14 protein-coding genes are annotated in these 18530 nt (G+C 67.4%); 10 read left to right on the top strand and 4 right to left on the bottom strand.

All coding sequences use genetic code 11. The features are described 5' to 3' along the window. Window positions 1-41 precede the first annotated feature (41 nt). The 7 genes from hemQ to hemL all read left to right on the top strand — a co-directional run bounded on the left by hemQ (window position 42) and on the right by hemL (window position 7400). A complete protein-coding gene (hemQ, locus tag V6M49_RS07630; RefSeq protein ID WP_141141072.1) occupies window positions 42-743 on the top strand; it encodes a hydrogen peroxide-dependent heme synthase in 702 nt (233 codons plus the stop codon). Continuing rightward, window positions 740-2005: a ferrochelatase gene (locus V6M49_RS07625; RefSeq protein WP_332760744.1), complete on the top strand. Its 1266-nt coding sequence runs from the start codon at window positions 740-742 to the stop codon at window positions 2003-2005. The genes hemQ and V6M49_RS07625 overlap by 4 nt, the downstream gene beginning before the upstream one ends. Next, a complete protein-coding gene (hemC, locus tag V6M49_RS07620) occupies window positions 2002-2985 on the top strand; it encodes a hydroxymethylbilane synthase (protein WP_332760743.1) in 984 nt (327 codons plus the stop codon). The genes V6M49_RS07625 and hemC overlap by 4 nt, the downstream gene beginning before the upstream one ends. After that, window positions 2972-3847, top strand: a complete 876-nt coding sequence (locus V6M49_RS07615) for a uroporphyrinogen-III synthase (RefSeq protein WP_332760742.1) — start codon at window positions 2972-2974, stop codon at window positions 3845-3847. Before hemC ends, V6M49_RS07615 begins: the two co-directional genes overlap by 14 nt. Continuing rightward, the gene (gene hemB / locus V6M49_RS07610) at window positions 3844-4824 is read left to right on the top strand and encodes a porphobilinogen synthase (protein WP_141141068.1); all 981 of its coding nucleotides are present in this window, start codon (window positions 3844-3846) and stop codon (window positions 4822-4824) included. The genes V6M49_RS07615 and hemB overlap by 4 nt, the downstream gene beginning before the upstream one ends. 43 nt (window positions 4825-4867) lie before the next feature. Next, complete coding sequence (locus V6M49_RS07605; protein WP_141141067.1) at window positions 4868-5986, top strand: LLM class flavin-dependent oxidoreductase; 1119 nt, start codon at window positions 4868-4870, stop codon at window positions 5984-5986. Between the two features lie 94 nt (window positions 5987-6080). Continuing rightward, entirely contained in the window at window positions 6081-7400 is a 1320-nt protein-coding gene (gene hemL, locus V6M49_RS07600; protein ID WP_332760741.1) for a glutamate-1-semialdehyde 2,1-aminomutase, read from the top strand. A gap of 124 nt (window positions 7401-7524) precedes the next feature. Here the strand turns inward: hemL and V6M49_RS07595 are convergent, their stop codons facing one another. The 4 genes from V6M49_RS07595 to V6M49_RS07580 all read right to left on the bottom strand — a co-directional run bounded on the left by V6M49_RS07595 (window position 7525) and on the right by V6M49_RS07580 (window position 10990). Further along, complete coding sequence (locus tag V6M49_RS07595) at window positions 7525-8262, bottom strand: amino acid ABC transporter ATP-binding protein (protein WP_332760740.1); 738 nt, start codon at window positions 8260-8262, stop codon at window positions 7525-7527. Next, the gene (locus V6M49_RS07590; RefSeq protein ID WP_141141064.1) at window positions 8259-9023 is read right to left on the bottom strand and encodes an amino acid ABC transporter permease; all 765 of its coding nucleotides are present in this window, start codon (window positions 9021-9023) and stop codon (window positions 8259-8261) included. Before V6M49_RS07590 ends, V6M49_RS07595 begins: the two co-directional genes overlap by 4 nt. Before the next feature lie 17 nt (window positions 9024-9040). Beyond that, on the bottom strand, window positions 9041-9976 hold the full coding sequence (locus tag V6M49_RS07585; protein ID WP_141141063.1) for an ABC transporter substrate-binding protein: 936 nt from the start codon (window positions 9974-9976) through the stop codon (window positions 9041-9043). A 306-nt stretch (window positions 9977-10282) separates the two neighbouring features. After that, a complete protein-coding gene (locus V6M49_RS07580) occupies window positions 10283-10990 on the bottom strand; it encodes a 3'-5' exonuclease (protein WP_056343881.1) in 708 nt (235 codons plus the stop codon). A 63-nt stretch (window positions 10991-11053) separates the two neighbouring features. Between V6M49_RS07580 and V6M49_RS07575 the strand changes: the two genes are divergently transcribed. From V6M49_RS07575 to V6M49_RS07565, 3 genes are all read left to right on the top strand, one after another. Continuing rightward, window positions 11054-11470 carry an MGMT family protein gene (locus V6M49_RS07575; protein WP_104062168.1) on the top strand — a complete coding sequence of 139 codons (417 nt, stop codon included), beginning with the start codon at window positions 11054-11056 and terminating at the stop codon, window positions 11468-11470. A gap of 89 nt (window positions 11471-11559) precedes the next feature. Next, window positions 11560-14937: an ATP-dependent helicase gene (locus tag V6M49_RS07570; protein ID WP_332760761.1), complete on the top strand. Its 3378-nt coding sequence runs from the start codon at window positions 11560-11562 to the stop codon at window positions 14935-14937. Next, the gene (locus tag V6M49_RS07565) at window positions 14934-18506 is read left to right on the top strand and encodes an ATP-dependent helicase (protein WP_332760739.1); all 3573 of its coding nucleotides are present in this window, start codon (window positions 14934-14936) and stop codon (window positions 18504-18506) included. Before V6M49_RS07570 ends, V6M49_RS07565 begins: the two co-directional genes overlap by 4 nt. Window positions 18507-18530 lie beyond the last annotated feature (24 nt).

The following is an 18530-nucleotide window of genomic DNA, read 5'->3' as shown; positions in this document are numbered from 1 at the left end:
TGGTTTCGACTTGGCGGTAGGGAAGGGGCAAACTGGTAACCATGAGCCACACTTCTGCCGAATCTGTCACTAAAACCGAAGAATCAGCCGAGCAGTTCTTCACTCTCTGGACTGTTTTCAAGCGGTCCGAGGAACTGGTGCGCAGCGCTGATGCTGCCGCCGATTTCGATGCCCTGTTGGTCCGCCTGGCCGAGGCCGGCGTCACGCACCGCGGCAGCTACGACGTCTCCGCGATGCGCGCCGACGCCGACGTCATGGTGTGGCTCCACGGCCCGAAGCCCGAAGCGCTGCAGCAGGCCATCCGCGACATCCGCCGCAGCACGCTTTTCGCCGGAACCGAGATTGTCTGGTCCGCCATGGGCGTGCACCGGGAAGCCGAGTTCGCCAAGAACCACACCCCCGCTTACTCACGCGGTGTGGCCCCGGCCGAATGGCTCTGCGTCTACCCGTTCGTGCGCTCCTATGAGTGGTACATCCTGCCCGAGGAAGAACGCGGCAAGATGCTGCGCGACCACGGCATGCTGGGCCGGGAGTTCCCGCAGGTCATCTCCAACACGGTATCCTCCTTCGCCCTGGGCGACTGGGAATGGATCCTGGGACTGGAAGCCCCCGAACTGGTGGACCTCGTGGACCTCATGCGCCGCCTCCGCGCCACCGAAGCACGCAACCACGTACGGGAGGAAATCCCGTTCTACACCGGCCGCCGCATCACCGCAGCCGAGGTCGCTGAGGTCCTCGCATGACCCAGCCCGATCCTGCGGCGGGCGCCGTGCTCACCGGAATCAACCAGGTCACCGAAGCCGGCCGGATGGCGCCCAAAAACTATGACGGCGTCCTGCTGGCCGCCTTTGGCGGGCCCGAGGGCCAGGATGACGTTATCCCGTTCCTGCGCAATGTCACCCGCGGCCGCGGCATCCCGGACGAGCGGCTCGAAGAGGTTTCCCACCACTACCGGGCCAACGGCGGCGTCAGCCCCATCAATCAGCAGAACCGCGAGCTCAAGGCAGCCCTGGAAGCGGAGCTCAGCGCCCGCGGCATTGAGCTTCCCGTGCTGTGGGGCAACCGCAACTGGGACCCCTACATTCCGCAGACCCTGCAGGACGCGTACGACGCCGGCCACCGGAAACTGTTGATGGTCACCACGAGTGCCTACTCCTGTTACTCCAGCTGCCGCCAGTACCGCGAGGACATCGGCATCGCCCTGACGGAGACAGGACTGGACGGCCGGCTTGAGGTGGACAAGGTCCGCCAGTACTTCGACCACCCCGGCTTTGTGGAGCCCTTCATTGAAGGCACCGCAGCCGGGCTGGCGGATGTGCGGGCGCAGCTTGCGGCCGCCGGAACACCGGATGCCCCCGTGCACATCCTTTTTGCCACCCACTCCATCCCCACCCGGGATGCCGAGGCCGCCGGACGGTCCGCGGACGAACCGCGCGAGTTCGACGAAGGTTCCGCCTACGTGGCCCAGCACCTGGCCACCGGCGCCGCAGTCATCAGCCGCGTGCAGGCCGAGTCAGGCCTGACCGCACCCTGGTCGCTCGTCTACCAGTCCCGCTCGGGCGCGCCGCACGTGCCCTGGCTGGAACCGGACATCAACGACGCCATTGCCGACCTGGCTGGCGAGGGCATCAAAGGCATCGTCATCGTCCCGCTGGGCTTCGTCAGCGACCACATGGAAGTTGTCTGGGACCTGGACACCGAAGCCCTGGAAACCTGCCGCAACCTCGGCCTGGCTGCCACGCGTGTCCCTACCCCGGGCACCCACCGGAAGTTTGTGAACGGCCTGGTGGACCTCATCTGCGAACGGACGCTCGCCAACAACATCAGTGACCGGCCCGCCGTGACGGGACTGGGCCCCTGGTACGACGTCTGCCGGCCGGGATGCTGCGCGAACTTCCGCGGCGAAAAGCCCACCATCGCCGGAGCCGACACCACGGTCGGCACCGGACACGACGCATACCCGGCCGCACCTGCGGGCGCTCCCGGGAGAGAAGGAACCCCGTGACCGTACGGATCGGAACCAGGGCCAGCAAGCTCGCCCTGACCCAGACCCAGCAGACGGCGGACCAGCTGGCCGCCGTCGGAGGCTTCCCCGTGGAGCTGGTGCACATCACCACCGAGGGCGACGTCAGGACAGGGTCCCTGTCCCAGATGGGCGGCACCGGGGTGTTTGTCGCCGCCCTGCGCGATGCCCTCCTGCAGGACACCTGCGATGTCGCTGTGCACTCGCTCAAGGACCTTCCCACGGGCGCCGCGCCGGGCCTCACCATCGCCGCAACGCCCAAGCGTGCGGACGTGCGGGACGTCCTGTGCGCCCGCGACGGCCTAAAGCTGGCTGATCTGCCGCAGGGCGCCAAGGTGGGCACCGGCTCTCCGCGCCGAGCTGCCCAGTTGCGTGCCGCCCGCCCTGACCTGGAAGTGCAGGACATCCGCGGCAATGTGGATACCCGCCTGGGTCGCGTGCCCGGCCTGCCCGGAAACGCCGCCGGCGCGCCGGGTGACCTGGACGCCGTCGTATTGGCCGCCGCAGGCCTGGAACGCATCGGCCGCCTGGACGCCGTCAGCGAATTTTTCGAGATGGACGTGATGCTGCCGGCGCCCGGACAGGGTTCGCTGGCCATCGAATGCCGGACGGCTGACGCCCCGCGCAAGGCAGGTTCCACCGAGGGGTCGCAGGGCGTTTTGGCGCAGGCCCTGGCCGCGCTCAACGATGAGGACACCCGCCTCGCCGTGACCGCCGAGCGTGCCGTGCTGGCCCGCCTCGAGGCCGGCTGCGCCGCCCCCGTGGGTGCCTTCGCGTACCGCAAGGGCAGCATGCTGTACCTCGAGGCGGCGGTGTGCGCCGTGGACGGCACCAAGACTGTGCGCGAAAAGAAGGCAACCGACGGTCTCACCGAGGTTGGTGCCACGCTGCTCGGCATCGAGGTGGCCGAGCTCCTGCTGGCTGCCGGCGCCGCGGAGATCGCGGACCTTGCCGCCTCCTGATGACCTGGCGGGCGCTCTGGGTGGCCGGCGCGTCCTGATCACCCGGAGCGCCGACCGTGCCGGGCCGCTGGCCGCGCTGCTCGGCGGCCTGGGGGCCGAACCGTTGCTTTTGCCGCTCATCGACTTTGAACGGGCCGCGGACCAGCCGGCGCTCGATGCCGCGCTGGATGATCTGGTGGCCGGGGGCTTCGACTGGCTGGTGGTCAGCAGCATCACCACGGTGCGTGTGCTCGTGGAAAAGGCCATTGAGCGCGGCACCACGCCGGCCGCACTGGTGCCGGCGGGAACGCGGGTGGCCACCATCGGACCGTCCTCCCGGCGGATCCTCGAGGCCGCGGGCATTCCTGTTGCGCTGGCCCCGGTGGATATCCAGTCTGCCGAAGGGCTCGTGGAACTGTGGACCGCCGCGCCGGCGCGCGTGCTGCTGCCACAGGCAGACATCGCGGCCCCTGAACTGCGCGATGGCCTGGCAGCCAAGGGCGCCGACGTCACCGCAGTTGTGGCCTACCACACCGTGGACTACCCGGCCCGGCAAGAACTCCGCCTGGAGGCGGATCTGCCGTCCGCCGTCGGAATCTCCCACGCTGTCGCTCCCCGTGAGCTCAGCCAGTCGCAGACCCGCAGGGAGCTCGACGCCGGGATGCTTGACGCCGTCGTGGCCGCCTCGCCAAGCGCCGCGCGGCGCATTGCAGCGACTCTCCTGCCGCTGGGCCGCTGCCGTTTCATCGCCATCGGACGCCCGACGGCGGCGGAAGCTGCCGCCCTCGGCATCCCGGTGGCCGCCACCGCCCAAGTCCCCACCCCGGACGGCATAGTGGCCGCGCTGGGCACCGTATTTGCCAACGAAGGGAACACCCGATGAGCTTTCCGAACCACCGTCCGCGCCGCCTCCGCACCACACCCGCCATGCGCCGGCTCACCGCCGAATACCGCCTGGCTCCGGCGGACCTGATCCTGCCGGCGTTCATCCGCGAAGGCCTCAGCGAACCGTCGCCCATCACCTCCATGCCCGGCGTCGTCCAGCACACCACCGATTCGCTCAAGCGCGCCGCAGCGGAAGCCGTGGAACTGGGCGTCGGCGGCATTATGCTCTTTGGCGTGCCCGCCGTGCGCGATGCCCGCGGCACCGCCTCCCTGGACCCGGACGGCGTGCTCAACAAGGCCATCCGCGACGTCCGCGCCGAGGTGGGCGACGACCTGGTCATCATGGGCGATGTCTGCCTGGACGAATTCACCGACCACGGCCACTGCGGCGTCCTGGATGCCGACGGCTACGTGGACAACGACGCCACGCTCGAGATCTATGGCCAGATGGCAGTGGCCCAGGCTGACGCCGGCGCCCATGTGCTGGGGCCCTCCGGCATGATGGATGGCCAGATCGGGGTTATCCGCCAGGCCCTTGAGGAATCCGGCCACAAAAACACCGTCATCCTGGCCTACGCGGCCAAGTACGCCTCCGCCTTCTACGGTCCCTTCCGGGAGGCCGTGGATTCGCAGCTCAAGGGCGACCGCCGCACCTATCAGATGGACGCCGCCAACCGCCGCGAAGCCCTCCTTGAGGTGGAGCTGGATCTTGAGGAAGGCGCAGACATGGTGATGGTGAAGCCGGCCATGAGCTACCTGGATATCCTGGCCGACGTCGCCGCCATGAGTCCCGTGCCCGTCTCGGCTTACCAGATCTCGGGTGAATACGCGATGATCGAGGCCGCCGCCGCCAATGGCTGGATCGACCGGCGGGGTGCCATCACGGAATCCATCCTCGGCATCAAGCGGGCCGGCGCCAACACCGTGCTGACTTACTGGGCCTCCGAAGTAGCGGGCTGGCTCAAGGAATCCTGACGCGGCAGGGAATGTTTCCGGATGCTCCGTGGTTTGTATGCGTATGCATGAAAACAGCGAGCCTTCCGTAACCACTCCGTCCACCCCGGGCAACCCCACTGCCCCCGTCCCCGCGGACACCATCCTGTTGGGCGTCAGTACCTTCGGCGACGTCGATCTGGCTGCCGACGGCGCACCCAAGCACCACGCCGAGGTGCTGCGCCAGGTGGTGGAACAGGCCAAGGTGGCCGACGCCGTCGGACTGCACTCCTTCGGCGTGGGGGAGCACCACCGCAGGGACTTCGCCGTCAGTGCGCCCGACGTGGTGCTCGCGGCCATCGCCACGGCCACGGAAAACATCCGGCTCGGCAGTGCTGTCACGGTCCTGAGCTCGGACGATCCCATCCGCGTCTTCCAGCGCTTCGCCACACTCGACGCCGTCTCCAACGGCCGCGCCGAAGTGATCCTGGGCAGGGGTTCGTTCACCGAGTCCTTCCCGCTCTTTGGCTACGACCTCAGCGACTACGACGCGCTGTTCGAGGAGAAGCTGGAGATCTACGACCGGGTACGGTCCCAGAACCCGGTGAACTGGGACGGCCGGACCCGGGCGTCGCTTCGGGGCCAGATGGTCTATCCGCACGTGGAAGGCCGCCTGCTTCCCACCTGGATCGGAGTGGGCGGCTCACCCCAATCCGTCGTCCGCACGGCCACCTACGGGTACCCCATGGTCCTGGCGATCATCGGCGGCGAGCCCGAGCGCTTCCGCCCCTATGCCGATCTGTACCGGCGCACACTGGCCGAAGCCGGTAAGGAACCGCAGGCACTCTCCGTGCACTCTCCCGGCTACGTGGCCGAGACCGATGAGCAGGCCCTGGAGCAGTACTACCCGCACTGGCTCGCCGTCCGCAACAAGATCGGCGCGGAGCGCGGCTGGGGACCGGCCGGGCGCGGCGAGTTCGAAGCAGCGGCGGACGAGGACGGCGCCCTGTTCGTTGGTTCCCCGGAGACCGTGGCGAAGAAGATCGCCCGGCTCAAGGGCACCCTGGGTGCGGACCGCTTCGAGATGAAGTACAGCAGCGGCACGCTGCCCCACGAGCAGATGATGCGCTCCATCGAGCTGTTCGGTTCCAAGGTGGCGCCCCGCGTTGCAGACATGCTTGCAGAGGTGCGCTCGGACCGCTGAGCCAGGCGGCCACTTGATCCGGCAGCTACTGTATCCGGCGCCCGCACCATGGGTGGCGCCGGATGCCACCGCACGTGATGGAAGAATAGGGGGCATGACTCGTTCCGAAGACCTCTTCGCCCGTGCCCAGACCCTGATGCCCGGCGGCGTCAACTCACCCGTCCGTGCCTTCGGCTCGGTGGGCGGAACCCCGCGGTTCATGGTGTCGGCCCAGGGCCCATACCTGACCGATGCCGACGGCAAAGAGTACGTCGACCTGGTCTGCTCCTGGGGCCCGGCCCTTCTGGGGCACGCCCACCCGGCCGTCCTGGAGGCGGTCCACGCGGCTGTGGACCGCGGCCTCTCCTTCGGCGCGTCCACCCCGGACGAGGCCAACCTGGCAGCCATCGTCCAGGAGCGCGTGCCGGCCGCCGAACGCGTCCGGATGGTCTCCACCGGCACCGAGGCCACCATGACGGCCGTCCGGCTGGCCCGCGGCTTCACCGGCCGGAACCTCATCATCAAGTTTGCCGGCTGCTACCACGGCCACCTCGACGGGCTGCTTGCCGCCGCAGGATCGGGTGTTGCCACCCTGGCGCTGCCGGGCTCGGCCGGCGTCACCGCAGCCACTGCCGCCGAAACGCTGGTCCTTCCCTACAACGACCTCGCTGCCGTCGAAGCCGCCTTTGCTGCGCACGGGCCGAACATCGCAGCCGTCATCACCGAAGCCGCCCCGGCCAACATGGGCGTGGTGACTCCGGGGGAGGGCTTCAACCTGGGGCTGTCCCGCATCACCCGCGAGCACGGCGCCCTGCTGATCCTGGACGAAGTGCTCACAGGCTTCCGCACCGGCTACTCCGGCTACTGGGGGCTCACCGGCGGTGCTGCTGACGCGACGGAGCCGTGGACCCCCGACCTGCTCACGTTCGGCAAGGTCATCGGCGGCGGAATGCCGACGGCGGCCCTCGGCGGGCGTGCGGACGTTATGGACTACCTCGCGCCACTCGGCCCGGTGTACCAGGCCGGGACACTCTCCGGGAACCCCGTGGCCATGGCAGCCGGCGTAGCCACGCTGACGCACGCCACCCGCGACGTGTACTCCTTTATTGACGCCCGCTCGCTGGAGCTCTCCTCGGCGCTGTCCGCTGCCCTGGACAGTGCCGGCGTGGACCACTCCGTCCAGTTCGCCGGAAACCTCTTCTCCGTGGCATTCGGCACGTCCGCCAACGGCGTCCACAACTACGCTGACGCCCAGGCCCAGGAAACCTTCCGGTACGCGCCGTTCTTCCACTCCATGCTGGAATCCGGCGTCTACCTGCCGCCGTCGCTCTTCGAGGCCTGGTTCCTGTCCGCCGCCCACGACGACATCGCGATGAACCGGATCTTTGACGCCCTCCCGGCCGCCGCGAAGGCTGCAGCTGCCGCGACAGCCTAGCGCCGCCGTCGGACGCCCTTCCGCGCCGACAACGGCTGAAGCAAGAAAATCCCCGCCTCTCGGACAAATCCCCGCACCATGCGGGTGGGAAAAGTCCGGGAGACGGGGATTTCTTTTGGTGCGCCTACAGCACGTCCGAAAGGAAGCCCTTCAGGCGGTCCGTTGCGGGCGCCGTGAAGATCTGCTCCGGCGGACCCGATTCGACCACGACGCCGGCATCCATAAACGTGACGGTGTCTGAGACGTTGCGGGAGAAGCCCATTTCGTGGGTCACCACCACCATGGTCATGCCGCCCTTGGCGAGGTCGGCCATCAGCGCCAGGACGCCCTTCACGAGCTCCGGGTCGAGTGCGGAGGTGGCCTCGTCAAAGAACATCACCTCGGGCTTCATGGCCAACGCACGGGCGATCGCGACACGCTGCTGCTGGCCGCCGGAAAGGTTGGCCGGGCGGGCGTCAGCTTTGTGCTTGAGGCCCACCAGGTCCAGCTGCTCAAGGGCCTCGGCGGTCGCCTGGTCCTTGGAGAGCTTCCGGAGCTTGCGCAGCGCAAGCGAGACGTTGTCCAGCACGGTCTTGTGCGGGAACAGGTTGAACTGCTGGAACACCATGCCGATCCGCTGGCGCAGCTCGTCCGGGTTGTCTTTCAGGACCGACCGGCCATCCAGCAGGATGTCGCCCTGGTCCGGTTCGATCAGTCGGTTCATGACCCGCAGGAGCGTCGACTTGCCGGAGCCGGACGGGCCGATGACCGAAGCCGTAGTGCCCTTCTCCACGTGGAGGTCGATGCCGCGGAGCACATGGTTATGCCCGAACGAAAGGTGCAGGTTCTTGCCGGTCAGGGTGCCGGAAGTAAACTCCGTCATGCCTGTGCCCCCTTGCCGATAGGTGCCGCCAGCTCGTCCGGTTCCTTCTTCTCCGGCCGGCCGGTACGGAGCCGGTTGTCGATGAAGTTCACGAAGTGGGTCAGCGGAACAGTCAGGATCAGATACAGAACGCCGGCGGCCACGAGCGGCGAAAGATTCCCCGTGTTGGCCATCGCATCGTTACCGATCCGGAAAATCTCGCGGTCGGAGGCAGCCAGGCCCAGCACGAATACCAGGGAGGAATCCTTCAGCAGCGAGATGAACTGGTTCACCAAGGCAGGCAGCACGCGGCGGATGCCCTGTGGCACCACCACCAGGCGCATGGACTTGCCGTAGCTGAACCCCAAAGCGCGCGAGGCCTCCAGCTGGCCCTTCTCCACGCTCTGGATACCGGAACGGAAGATCTCGCCGATGTAGGCGCCGGCGATCAACGTCAGAGCCAGGATCCCGAGCGGATAGGGGTTCCGGTTACCGGTGAGTTCCCGAGCGATGGGGCTGAGCCCGATACCGATCACCAGGATGACCAAAATGGCGGGCAGGCCGCGGAACAGGTCGGTGTAGATCCGAGCTGCCCAGCGGGCCACGGGATTCCGGGAAATGCCCATCAGCGCGAGCAGTAGCCCCAACAAGGAGCCGAGGACGCCCGAGGCCAAGGCCAGGATCAGGGTGTTGGGCAAGCCCACCGTGAGAAGGGAAGGAACGACTTTCGCCATTTCCTCCCAGTTGAGGAACGTTTCACCCAGCTGGTCCAGGAGATCCATAAGCGGTTAAGCCCAGATCAGCTCTGGGGAGCCGGAGCAGCTTTGCTTCCCGGCTTCCAGTCGGCGGGGGTCTCGCGGTCCGGATACCATTCCTTGGTCAGCTTGGACCAGGTGCCGTCAGCAATTACGGCATCAAGGCCGGAGTTCAAAGCGTCGATCAGGGCCTTGTTGTCCTTGTTCACGGCGTAAGCAGTGAAGTTCTGGGTGTTCACAACAGACTCGGCGATGACAGTTCCGTCGCCGTCCTTCACCTGGCCGGTGGCCTGCTGCGAGGGTGCCACCCAGGCATCGATCTGGCCGTTGCGCACGTTGGCGTACACGGTGGCGTAGTCCGGGAAACGGACCGGCTCGAGCTTCAGGGTGTTGGTGACGTAGTCGTCCTGGACAGTGCCCTGGACAACGCCGATGCGGACATTGGCATCCAGGTCTGCGAAGCCCTTGACGTCGCTGTCGGTCTTGGCAACGACAGCCATAAAGCCGAAGTCGTAGCCGTTGGTGAAGCCCACGTTGGCGCGGCGGGCGTCTGTTGTGGAGATCGAGGACGATCCCACATCGAACTGCTTGGTCTGTACCTGGGAGAGCAGCGCCGAGAAGTCGGTGGCTACGAACTCGACCTCGAGGCCAAGCTTGCCGGCAACGGCGCGCAGGAGCTCGTTGTCGTAGCCGGTGAACTTGCCGGCGGGGTCGATGAAGATATTCGGCGGGGCGTCGGAGAGCGTGCCAACTTCAAGCTTGCCGTCGGTGTTGAGGCCCAGCTTGGTCTTGTCGATCTGGTCCAACGGCGTGACGTCGGCGGTGGTGTACTTGTCCAGCGTCTGCTGGTCACTGCCGGCGAGGGCATCGGTGGGCGTGCCGCTCGGCTGGGCAGTCCCGCTACCGCAGGCGGCCAGCGAGACTGCCAGCGCAACCGCGACCGGAACACTGGTCAGCCACTTCATGGCTTTGGTCTTCATGAGAAAGTCACTTTCATCAGGGTCTTAAGATCAACCGGGCCGAAGGATGCGCGTCAGGCGCCAGGAGCCTTGCTCCCAAATGCCGGCCGGCCGGGGCGGGATTACCGCTGAACTTAATCATCTCATTTCCGGCTTTCAGCGCCTTCGGGCGAATAAGACCTTGCTTCAATGCGCCTCCTGCCGAATTAGCGGCTGAAGTTGACTCTTCCTGAACATCTGATGAATGAAAGCTTCCCGCGCGGCCGAATCTGCGGGTTCCCGCAGTCGCAGTCAGCGGTTCCTGGCTAAATGTGAGTTAGCTCTCAACTAGAAGTCGCCGCTGGCGTCTTCCGGAGGTAGGACAGGCCATTCGCCTTCGATCACGGCGGCGGGCTTGGTCTTGCGCAGATAGTTCTGGAAGTCTGCCGCTTGGCTGACAGCCCAGTCCTTTTGCAGTTCGTGAAGCTGGCTGGCCGGCATCTTGAGCTTGGGGAACTTGATTGCCATGGCATCCAGCATCCGGAGTGTGGCCAAAGCATCCGCGGCCGACGTATGGGCGTTGTCCAACGTGATGCCGTATTCCTCACACAGGGCCGTCAACGTGCGCTTACCCTTGCGGTAGCGGTCCACCTGTTTGTTCATGATGAACGGGTCCAGGACGGGGAACCGGCTCAACTGCCGGACGCCGTAGCGGGCGGATTCAGCGGCCAGGACGGTGAAGTCGTAGCTGGCATTGAAGGCAATGACCGGAATGCCGGCGTCGAACAGGTCCTGCAGGACCGTTGCGAGCTCCCCGGTGACTTCATGGGCCGGCCGTCCCTCACGCCGGGCCTGCTCCGTGGTGATGCCGTGGATATCGCTGGCCTCGGTAGGGATTTCGACACCGGGATCGGCCAGCCATTCGTGTTCGGTGATGACGTCCCCCTTGTGGTCCACCACGGTGACCGACGCCGTGACGATCCGCGCGGCACGCGAATTCCGTCCGGTGGTTTCGAGATCGAAGGCTGCGCGGGGGAGGGTGTTCCAGGAGGTCATGCTTCAACGCTACCGGCCAGCACCGACAGGATCTGCCAACGCCACTGCCGGTAACCTTGAGGTATGCGGACTGAGTACATTGAGGCGGTGCTCGCGCTGGTCGAGCTGGTTCCACCCGGCACCGCACTGGCCTACGGTGATGTGGCCGAGCTGCTGGGGTCCGGCGGTCCGCGGCAGGTGGGCCACGCCATGAGCCACTACGGCAGCCAGGTCGCGTGGTGGCGCATCCTCAAAGCGAACGGCCATGGTCCGGAAGGCCACGAGGCCGAAGCCCTCCGCCACTACCTGCAGGAGGGGACGCCCCTGCTCGGCAACCACGATGCTTTCCGGCGCACCGGCGAAGGCAAATGGCGGGTGGACCTGATGGCAGCACGCTGGGCCCCCGGCGAGGATGACTTCGACCGGATCGACGCCATTGCGGAGCAGCTGGAGCGGCGGCTGCATAGATTGTCGGTGGCTGATGATGAAATGTCTGTGTGACCGTAACAATCCCCGCTGCTGACCCCGCCGAGTCCACACGCACCTCAGCCAGGCCCGCGTCCGCGGCCGGACGATCCGGCGAAACGGGCCTGCGCCTCCTTCCGCCGCGGCAGCTGCACGCCGACGTGCCGGTGCTGTCCGCGGACCAGCGCGACGCCGTCGACGTGCCCCACGGCTCAGGGCCCGTCCTGGTTCCCGGCGCACCGGGAACCGGAAAATCAACGGTCCTGATCGAAGCCGCCGTCCGCAGGGCCCTGCAGGACGGTGTGGACCCGGAGCGGATCCTTATCCTGGCACCCGGACGCCTCGCCGCCGACTCACTCCGCGACCGCTTCACCGCACGGCTGGACAGGAGCCTGAGCACCACACCGGCCCGGACCTGGGCAGCCTATGCGTTTGACCTGATCCGCCGGGCCAAGGCTGAGGGAATCCTTCCGCTTCCGCGCGCGCCGCGCCTCCTCTCAGGCCCGGAACAGGACCTCATCATCCGCGAACTCCTGGACGGCCACCGGATGCCAGGCCTGGAACTTCCGTGGCCCGCGGACCTGGAAGCGGCACTGGAGACGCGGGGTTTCCGGCACGAGGTACGCCAACTCTTCGACCGGATCATCGAATCCGGCCGGACCGCCGGCGACCTGGAGGAGCTGGGCCACCAGTGCGGCCGGCCCGACTGGATCGCCGCGGCGGCTCTGTACGCCGAGTACCGGGACGTCCTGGACCTGCGCATGCCCGAGGCTTTCGACCCCGCCGGCATCATCACCACGGCACGGCAGATCTTCCAGGATGAGCCTCACTTCCTGGCCGCAGAACGGGACCGCCTCCAGCTGGTGCTGGTGGACGATGTGCAGGAGGCGAACCCTGCCGTGTTCGAACTGCTCGCCGATATCGCCGCCGGTAAGGACTGCTATGTCGCCTACTCCCCGGACACCGTTGTGCAGGGCTTCCGCGGGGCCAGACCCGACCTCGTTGCGGAGCTGCCGCGCCTGCTTTCTGCGAAAGCCGGCGTCATCGAGCGGCCGCTGTGGCACACCCATCGGCACGCCCCCGCCATTGCCGAGGCCTGGCTCGGCGTCGCGGGCCGGATCTCGCAGCGTGCGGGCGGCCAACTGGCCAGGCGGCTCGAGCAGCCCGAACCCCCGGCCGGAACCGCTCACGGGCCCAACGCCGTCGTCGAACCCCAAACTCAGCCCGCCGGCACGGTGGAAGCACACCTGGTGCCGTCCCCGGTCCACGAACTCCGGTACGTTGCCCAGCGCATCCTGGACCAGCACGTCAACCATGGCCGCGACCTGGCAGAGATCGCCGTGATTGTACGTAACGGCGGACAGCTCAGTGAGCTGCAGCGCTACCTCACGGGCCAGGGGATCCCGGTGCGCGTTCCGGTAGCCGAGTCCGCGGTCCGAGATGAAGTGGCCGTACGCCCGCTGTTGGACGCCTACGCCATTGCGCTGGATCCTGAACTGCTGACTCCGGAAGCCGCCGTCGCCCTGCTGACGTCGCGCATCGGGGGCGCTACGTCCATTGAACTACGCCGGCTACGCCAGTCGCTCAGGCGGGAAGAGCTGCAGGGCGGCGGCGGACGGACCAGCGACGCCCTGCTGGTTGAAGCATTATCGGAACCCGGCGCCCTGGGGACGCTGGGCCTGGAAGGCCGTTCCGCGCGGCGGACCGCACGCATGATCCAGGCAGGGCGGAGCGCCGCCGCCGAGCCCGGCGCCAATGCCGAGACCGTGCTCTGGGCCCTGTGGCATTCCACCGGACTGGCCAATGCGTGGACCGAATCCGCCCTCATCGGCGGTTCCCACGGAGCCCGCGCCGACCGGGACCTTGATGCCATGATGGCGCTCTTCCATACAGCCGAGCGCTACGTGGACCAGATGCCGGGCGCCGGGCCGGAGCAGTTCCTTGAGTACCTCCTGAACCAGGAGCTGCCGATGGATACCCTGGCCGCGCGGGCCCAGGTGGACGACGCCGTCGAGCTGATGACCCCGGCCAGTGCTGCCGGGCGGCAATGGCCGGTGGTCATTGTGGCGGGGCTGCAGGAAGGCGTCTGGCCCAATACCCGGCTCCGCGGTGAGCTGCTGGGCAGCAGCCTCTACGCTGACGCCGTCGAGCATGGGGTCAGCTATGCATTACAGCTGGACCCGCTGAGCCGGCTGCGGGAAATCCGCTACGACGAACTCCGGAGCTTCTCCACGGCCGTTTCCAGGGCCTGCGAGATGCTGATCTGCACCGCTGTTTCGTCTGAGGACGACCAGCCGTCGTCCTTCCTCGACTATGTGGCGCCGCTTGAGCCGGGAGCCGAGGGCAGGGGGTTCACGCCGGTGGAACGGCCCATGACGCTGCGTGCCCTGGTGGCCGAGCTGCGGCAATACGCGCAGCTGGATGGAAAGTATGAGCCCGAAGCTGCCGAGGCCGCCAGGGTCCTGGCCGGACTTGCCGCCGCGGAACCGGCGGTCCCGGGAGCGCATCCGGACAGCTGGTGGGGTTTGCCCCCTTTGACGACATCTGAACCGGTTGTCCCGCCAGGAGGGACCGTTTACGTCTCGCCCTCGAAGGTGGAATCCGTGCAGAAATCACCGCTCGACTGGTTTGTGCAGGCGGCCGGCGGAGAGGCCGCCACCGACTTCGCCCGGAGCCTGGGCACCCTGGTACACGCCATCGCGCAGGACCTGCCGGAAGCCTCCGGGGGCGAGTACGTCGCCGAACTCATCCGCCGGTGGCCAACCCTGGGGATGAAGGACAACTGGGAAGGCAAACTCGACTTCCAGCGTGCCGAAACAATGGTGCGCAAGCTCGCCCAGTACGTCCTGGTGATGCGGAGCGAGGGCCGGAGCCTGCTGGGCGTCGAGGAAGACTTTGAGGTCCGGCTGCCCGACATTCCGCCGGCGGACACCGGGCAGGACGATGCCGAGTCCGTCGGAGACTTGGCCGGCGGGACCGACCTTCCCCGCGCCGCCGTGCTCCGCGGCCAGGTTGACCGGCTGGAGATCGACGCCGAAGGAAGGCTGGTCATAGTGGACCTCAAGACGGGCAAAAGACAGCCTGGCAAGACCGAGCTGTCCCGCCATCCCCAGCTGGGGGCCTACCAAGCGGCGGTCCTGGCCGGCGGTTTCACGGAGGTACACGGACTGCCCGGTGCAGCAGAATTCAGCGCAGCAGAATCCGGTGCACCAGTGCCGGACTCACCAGTGCCGGACTCACCAGCGCCGGGCTCACTCGTGCCGGGCGGCGCCGTGCTGGCGCAGCTCGGAACAACTACCAGGAGTCCCGGCGTCCAGCAACAGGAACCCTTGGAGGCCCAGGATAACTGGGCCCTGGACATGGTCACCGATGCGGCTGCGGTAATGTCCGGCAGCAGCTTCGAAGCCAGGCATGACCCGGCAAAGAGCAGCCACGGGGGGCACGGCTGCAGGCTCCCTGAAGTCTGTCCACTCTGTGTCCGCGGAAAGCAGGTCACCGAATGAGCCAGCCCCAGGTTCCAGAGCCCCTGTTCAGCCCCGAGCAGCTGTCCATGCTGCTGGGTGAAAGGAACACGCCGACCCCCGAACAGTCGGCCATCATTTCCTCACCCCTGGCTCCCCGGCTGGTGATCGCGGGCGCGGGTTCCGGCAAGACGGCCACCATGGCCGACCGCGTCGTCTGGCTCGTTGCCAACGGCTGGGTCAGGCCTGAGGAAGTCCTGGGCGTAACCTTCACCAGGAAGGCAGCAGGCGAGCTGGCCACGCGGATCCGTGCCAAGCTGGCGGCACTGCAGCGCGTCGCAGCCCAGGACACACGGCACGAAGTGTTCCCCGAGGGGCTGCTCAGCAGCGACGCCCTGGAGCCCAAGGTGTCCACCTACCACTCATTTGCCAGCGGCATCGTTTCCGACTACGGGCTGAGGCTGGGCGTGGAACGCGACGTTGTGCTGCTCGGCGGAGCCCAAGCCTGGCAGCTCGCCAGCGAAGTAGTGGAAGCGTTCGACGGCGAGTACAGCCACTTCAAGGCAGCCAAGTCCACACTGGTCAAGGCAGTCATCCAGCTCGCGGGGGAGTGCGCAGAGCACCTGCAGGAACCGGCCGACGTCGAGGCCTGGCTTCTGGCGCGACTCGCTGAGTTTGAAGAACGTCCCTACGTGGCCGGGGCGAACAAGAACGCACCCCAGGCAGCCGGTGAACTGGCCGCGATGCTGCGCACCAGGGCAAGCGTGGCTGACATGGTGGGCCGCTACGCCGCCGCCAAGAAGTCCCGCGGGGCATTGGACTTCGGCGACCTGGTGGCACTCGCGGCCCGTGTGGCCACGGAAATCCCCCTTGCTGCGGACATGGAACGCCAGCGCTACAAAGTGGTGCTCCTCGACGAGTTCCAGGACACGTCGTATGCCCAGCTGGTCCTGTTTTCGCGGCTTTTCGGCGGGGGCCACGCGGTCACCGCCGTGGGGGACCCCAACCAGTCGATATACGGCTTCCGGGGTGCTTCGGCAGGTCAGCTCTTCCACTTTGTCCGTGAATTCCCTGTCCGCGTGGACGGGGACGACGGGCCGGGACGCTTCACGCTGGCCCCTACGTCGTACCTCACAACGGCGTGGCGCAACGGCCGGGCCATCCTGTCCGCCGCCAACATCATGTCAGAGGCCTTAGGGCGCGCCGAGGCACAGAAGGCCCCTGCCGGCAGCGCCGCTGTGGGCGCGGCCGCGGAAAGCATCACCGAAGCGGGCACCGCCGCGGAAGTCACTATCCCGGTGGGCACGGCTACGGCGGCGGCGAATGTGCCGCCGCTACAGCCCAGTCCCTTCGCGGTGGAGGGACGGGTGGTACTGGGCCGCTTCGGCACAGACCTCGACGAAGCCGCCGCCCTTGCCGGGGACGTCATAAAGTACCGGGTCACGGACTTTGAACGTGAGGCCGACGGCACACCGGTGCCGCCGGCACTGGCTGTCCTGTGCCGGCGGCGCGCCCAGATGGAAACCATCCGGCGGGAGTTCGAGGCGCGGGGGATAGCCTACGAAATCGTGGGGCTCGGCGGACTGCTCGACACTCCCGAAATCGTTGATCTGGTGGCCACGCTCCGGGTGCTTGCCGATCCCGGACGCTCGGACTCCCTGATGCGCCTCCTGGCCGGTGCACGCTGGCGGATCGGGCCGGCAGACCTGATGGCCTTCCGCGACTGGTCCAGCCACCTCGCACGCCGTCGTGGCCGCCCCGCAGGCGCGGCCACGCCGGAGGACGGGCCCGCTGACGCGTCCGACGAGGCCGTCATCGAAAGCGACCTGACGGACGGTGCCAGCCTCGTTGAAGCGCTGGACTGGCTGCCACGCGACGACTGGACCTCTTCCCACGGTCGGTCGCTGACCGAAGTGGCCCGCGACCGCCTCGGCAGGCTTTCGGCGGAGCTCAGGCAGCTGCGCGGCTACCTCGGGGACGACCTCACCACTCTGCTCGGCGAAGTGGAACGCGCCATGTTGCTCGACATCGAAGTGGCAGCACGCCCGGGGACCAGCATCCACCAGGCCCGCCGAAACCTGGACGCATTCCAGGACGCGGCGGCCGGCTTCCTGCGGACCTCGCACCGGGTGGACATCCTCGCCTTCCTTGCCTGGCTGGAAGCTGCCGCTGCCGAGGAAAATGGCCTCGAAGCTCCGCCGTCGGATATCAACCGCGAGGCTGTGCAACTGCTGACCGTCCATGCGTCAAAGGGCCTGGAATGGGACGTCGTCTTTGTGCCGGGCCTCAACGCCGGCGCCTTCCCCAGCAACAAGGACTCGCGCTGGAGCAGCGGCGCGGCGGCCCTGCCGTGGCCGCTGCGGGGCGATCGTTCGGACCTGCCCCAATGGGATACCGACCAGCCGGACCAGAGGGGCTGGCTGGACGCCGAGAAGGACTTCAAATCAGCCGTCCAGGTCCATGGTGAGGGCGAGGAACGCCGCCTGGCATATGTGGCCTACACCAGGGCAAAGCACGTCCTCTGGGTCTCGAGCGCGGCATGGGTGGGCTCCAGGGCAGGCCGTGCCGAGATGTCACCTTTCCTCGCTGAACTGGAACAGCTTGTCGGCTCCGGCCCCAACACGGCCCCGGTGGACGCCGCGAAAATCTGTCCCGCCATAGTGCACCCGGCGTCAGTGGACGAAGCCTCCCTGCCTGAAAAGAGCCCGTTGACTACCGAAACGGAGGTGGCCGGATGGCCCTATGACCCCCTCGAAGGTCCCGTGGATGCGCGGACCGGGGAGCGCCTGCGGGTTGTTCCCGGCAGGCGGCTGGCCATGGAGGGCGCCGCGGCACGCGTCCGGGCCGCGTTGGAGCCCTTGGATCCCGAGGACTCTGTGACGGTCCTTGAGCCTGCATCCGCCAATGAGTCCGGGCCAAGGCTTCGGGGCCCTGCGGCGGGCTGGGCCAGGGAAGCTGCGTTGCTGCTGGAACGGCGGTCCAGGCGCGCCTCCGGGCAGGACGTTCATTTGCCCGGCCACATCTCGGCGTCCACGCTGGTGGATCTTGGCGAGGACCCGGCGGGAGTTGTGGGCCGGCTGCGAAGGCCTGTTCCGCGTGAGCCCGGCATGTCGGCGCGAAAGGGGACGGCATTCCACGCCTGGGTTGAAGAGTACTTCGGCGCAGCCGGGATGCTCGACCTTGGCGAGGCCCCCGGCTCCGATGACCACATTGACGCCGCCTACGACCTCGACACCATGGTGGCCACCTTCAAAGCCTCGGAATGGGCCGACAGGTCACCGGCTTTTGTCGAAGTTCCGGTGGAAACGCGGGTGGGCGACGTGGTGGTCCGCGGCCGCATCGACGCCGTCTTCCAGGACGCGGACGGGAGTTGGGACCTCGTGGACTGGAAAACCGGCCGTCGGCCGTCTGCCGTGCAGTTGCGGGCCAAATCGGTGCAGCTGGCCGCGTACCGGCTGGCTTGGGCCCGGCTCAAGGGCGTGGCAGTGGAGGACGTCAGGGCCGCCTTCTTCTACGTTGCGGACAACCAAGTCGTGCGTCCGCACGATCTGGGCTCCGCTGAGGAGCTCGAACAGATTGTGGCCGCCGCCCTCGATGTCAGTGCTTCCTGAGGTCAGCGCAGGCTGACCTCAGGA

This window comes from Pseudarthrobacter sp., from assembly GCF_036675385.1.
Classification (GTDB): domain Bacteria; phylum Actinomycetota; class Actinomycetes; order Actinomycetales; family Micrococcaceae; genus Arthrobacter.
Note: the sequence above shows the minus strand (reverse complement) of the source record. Positions and strands in the feature narration are given on the sequence as shown.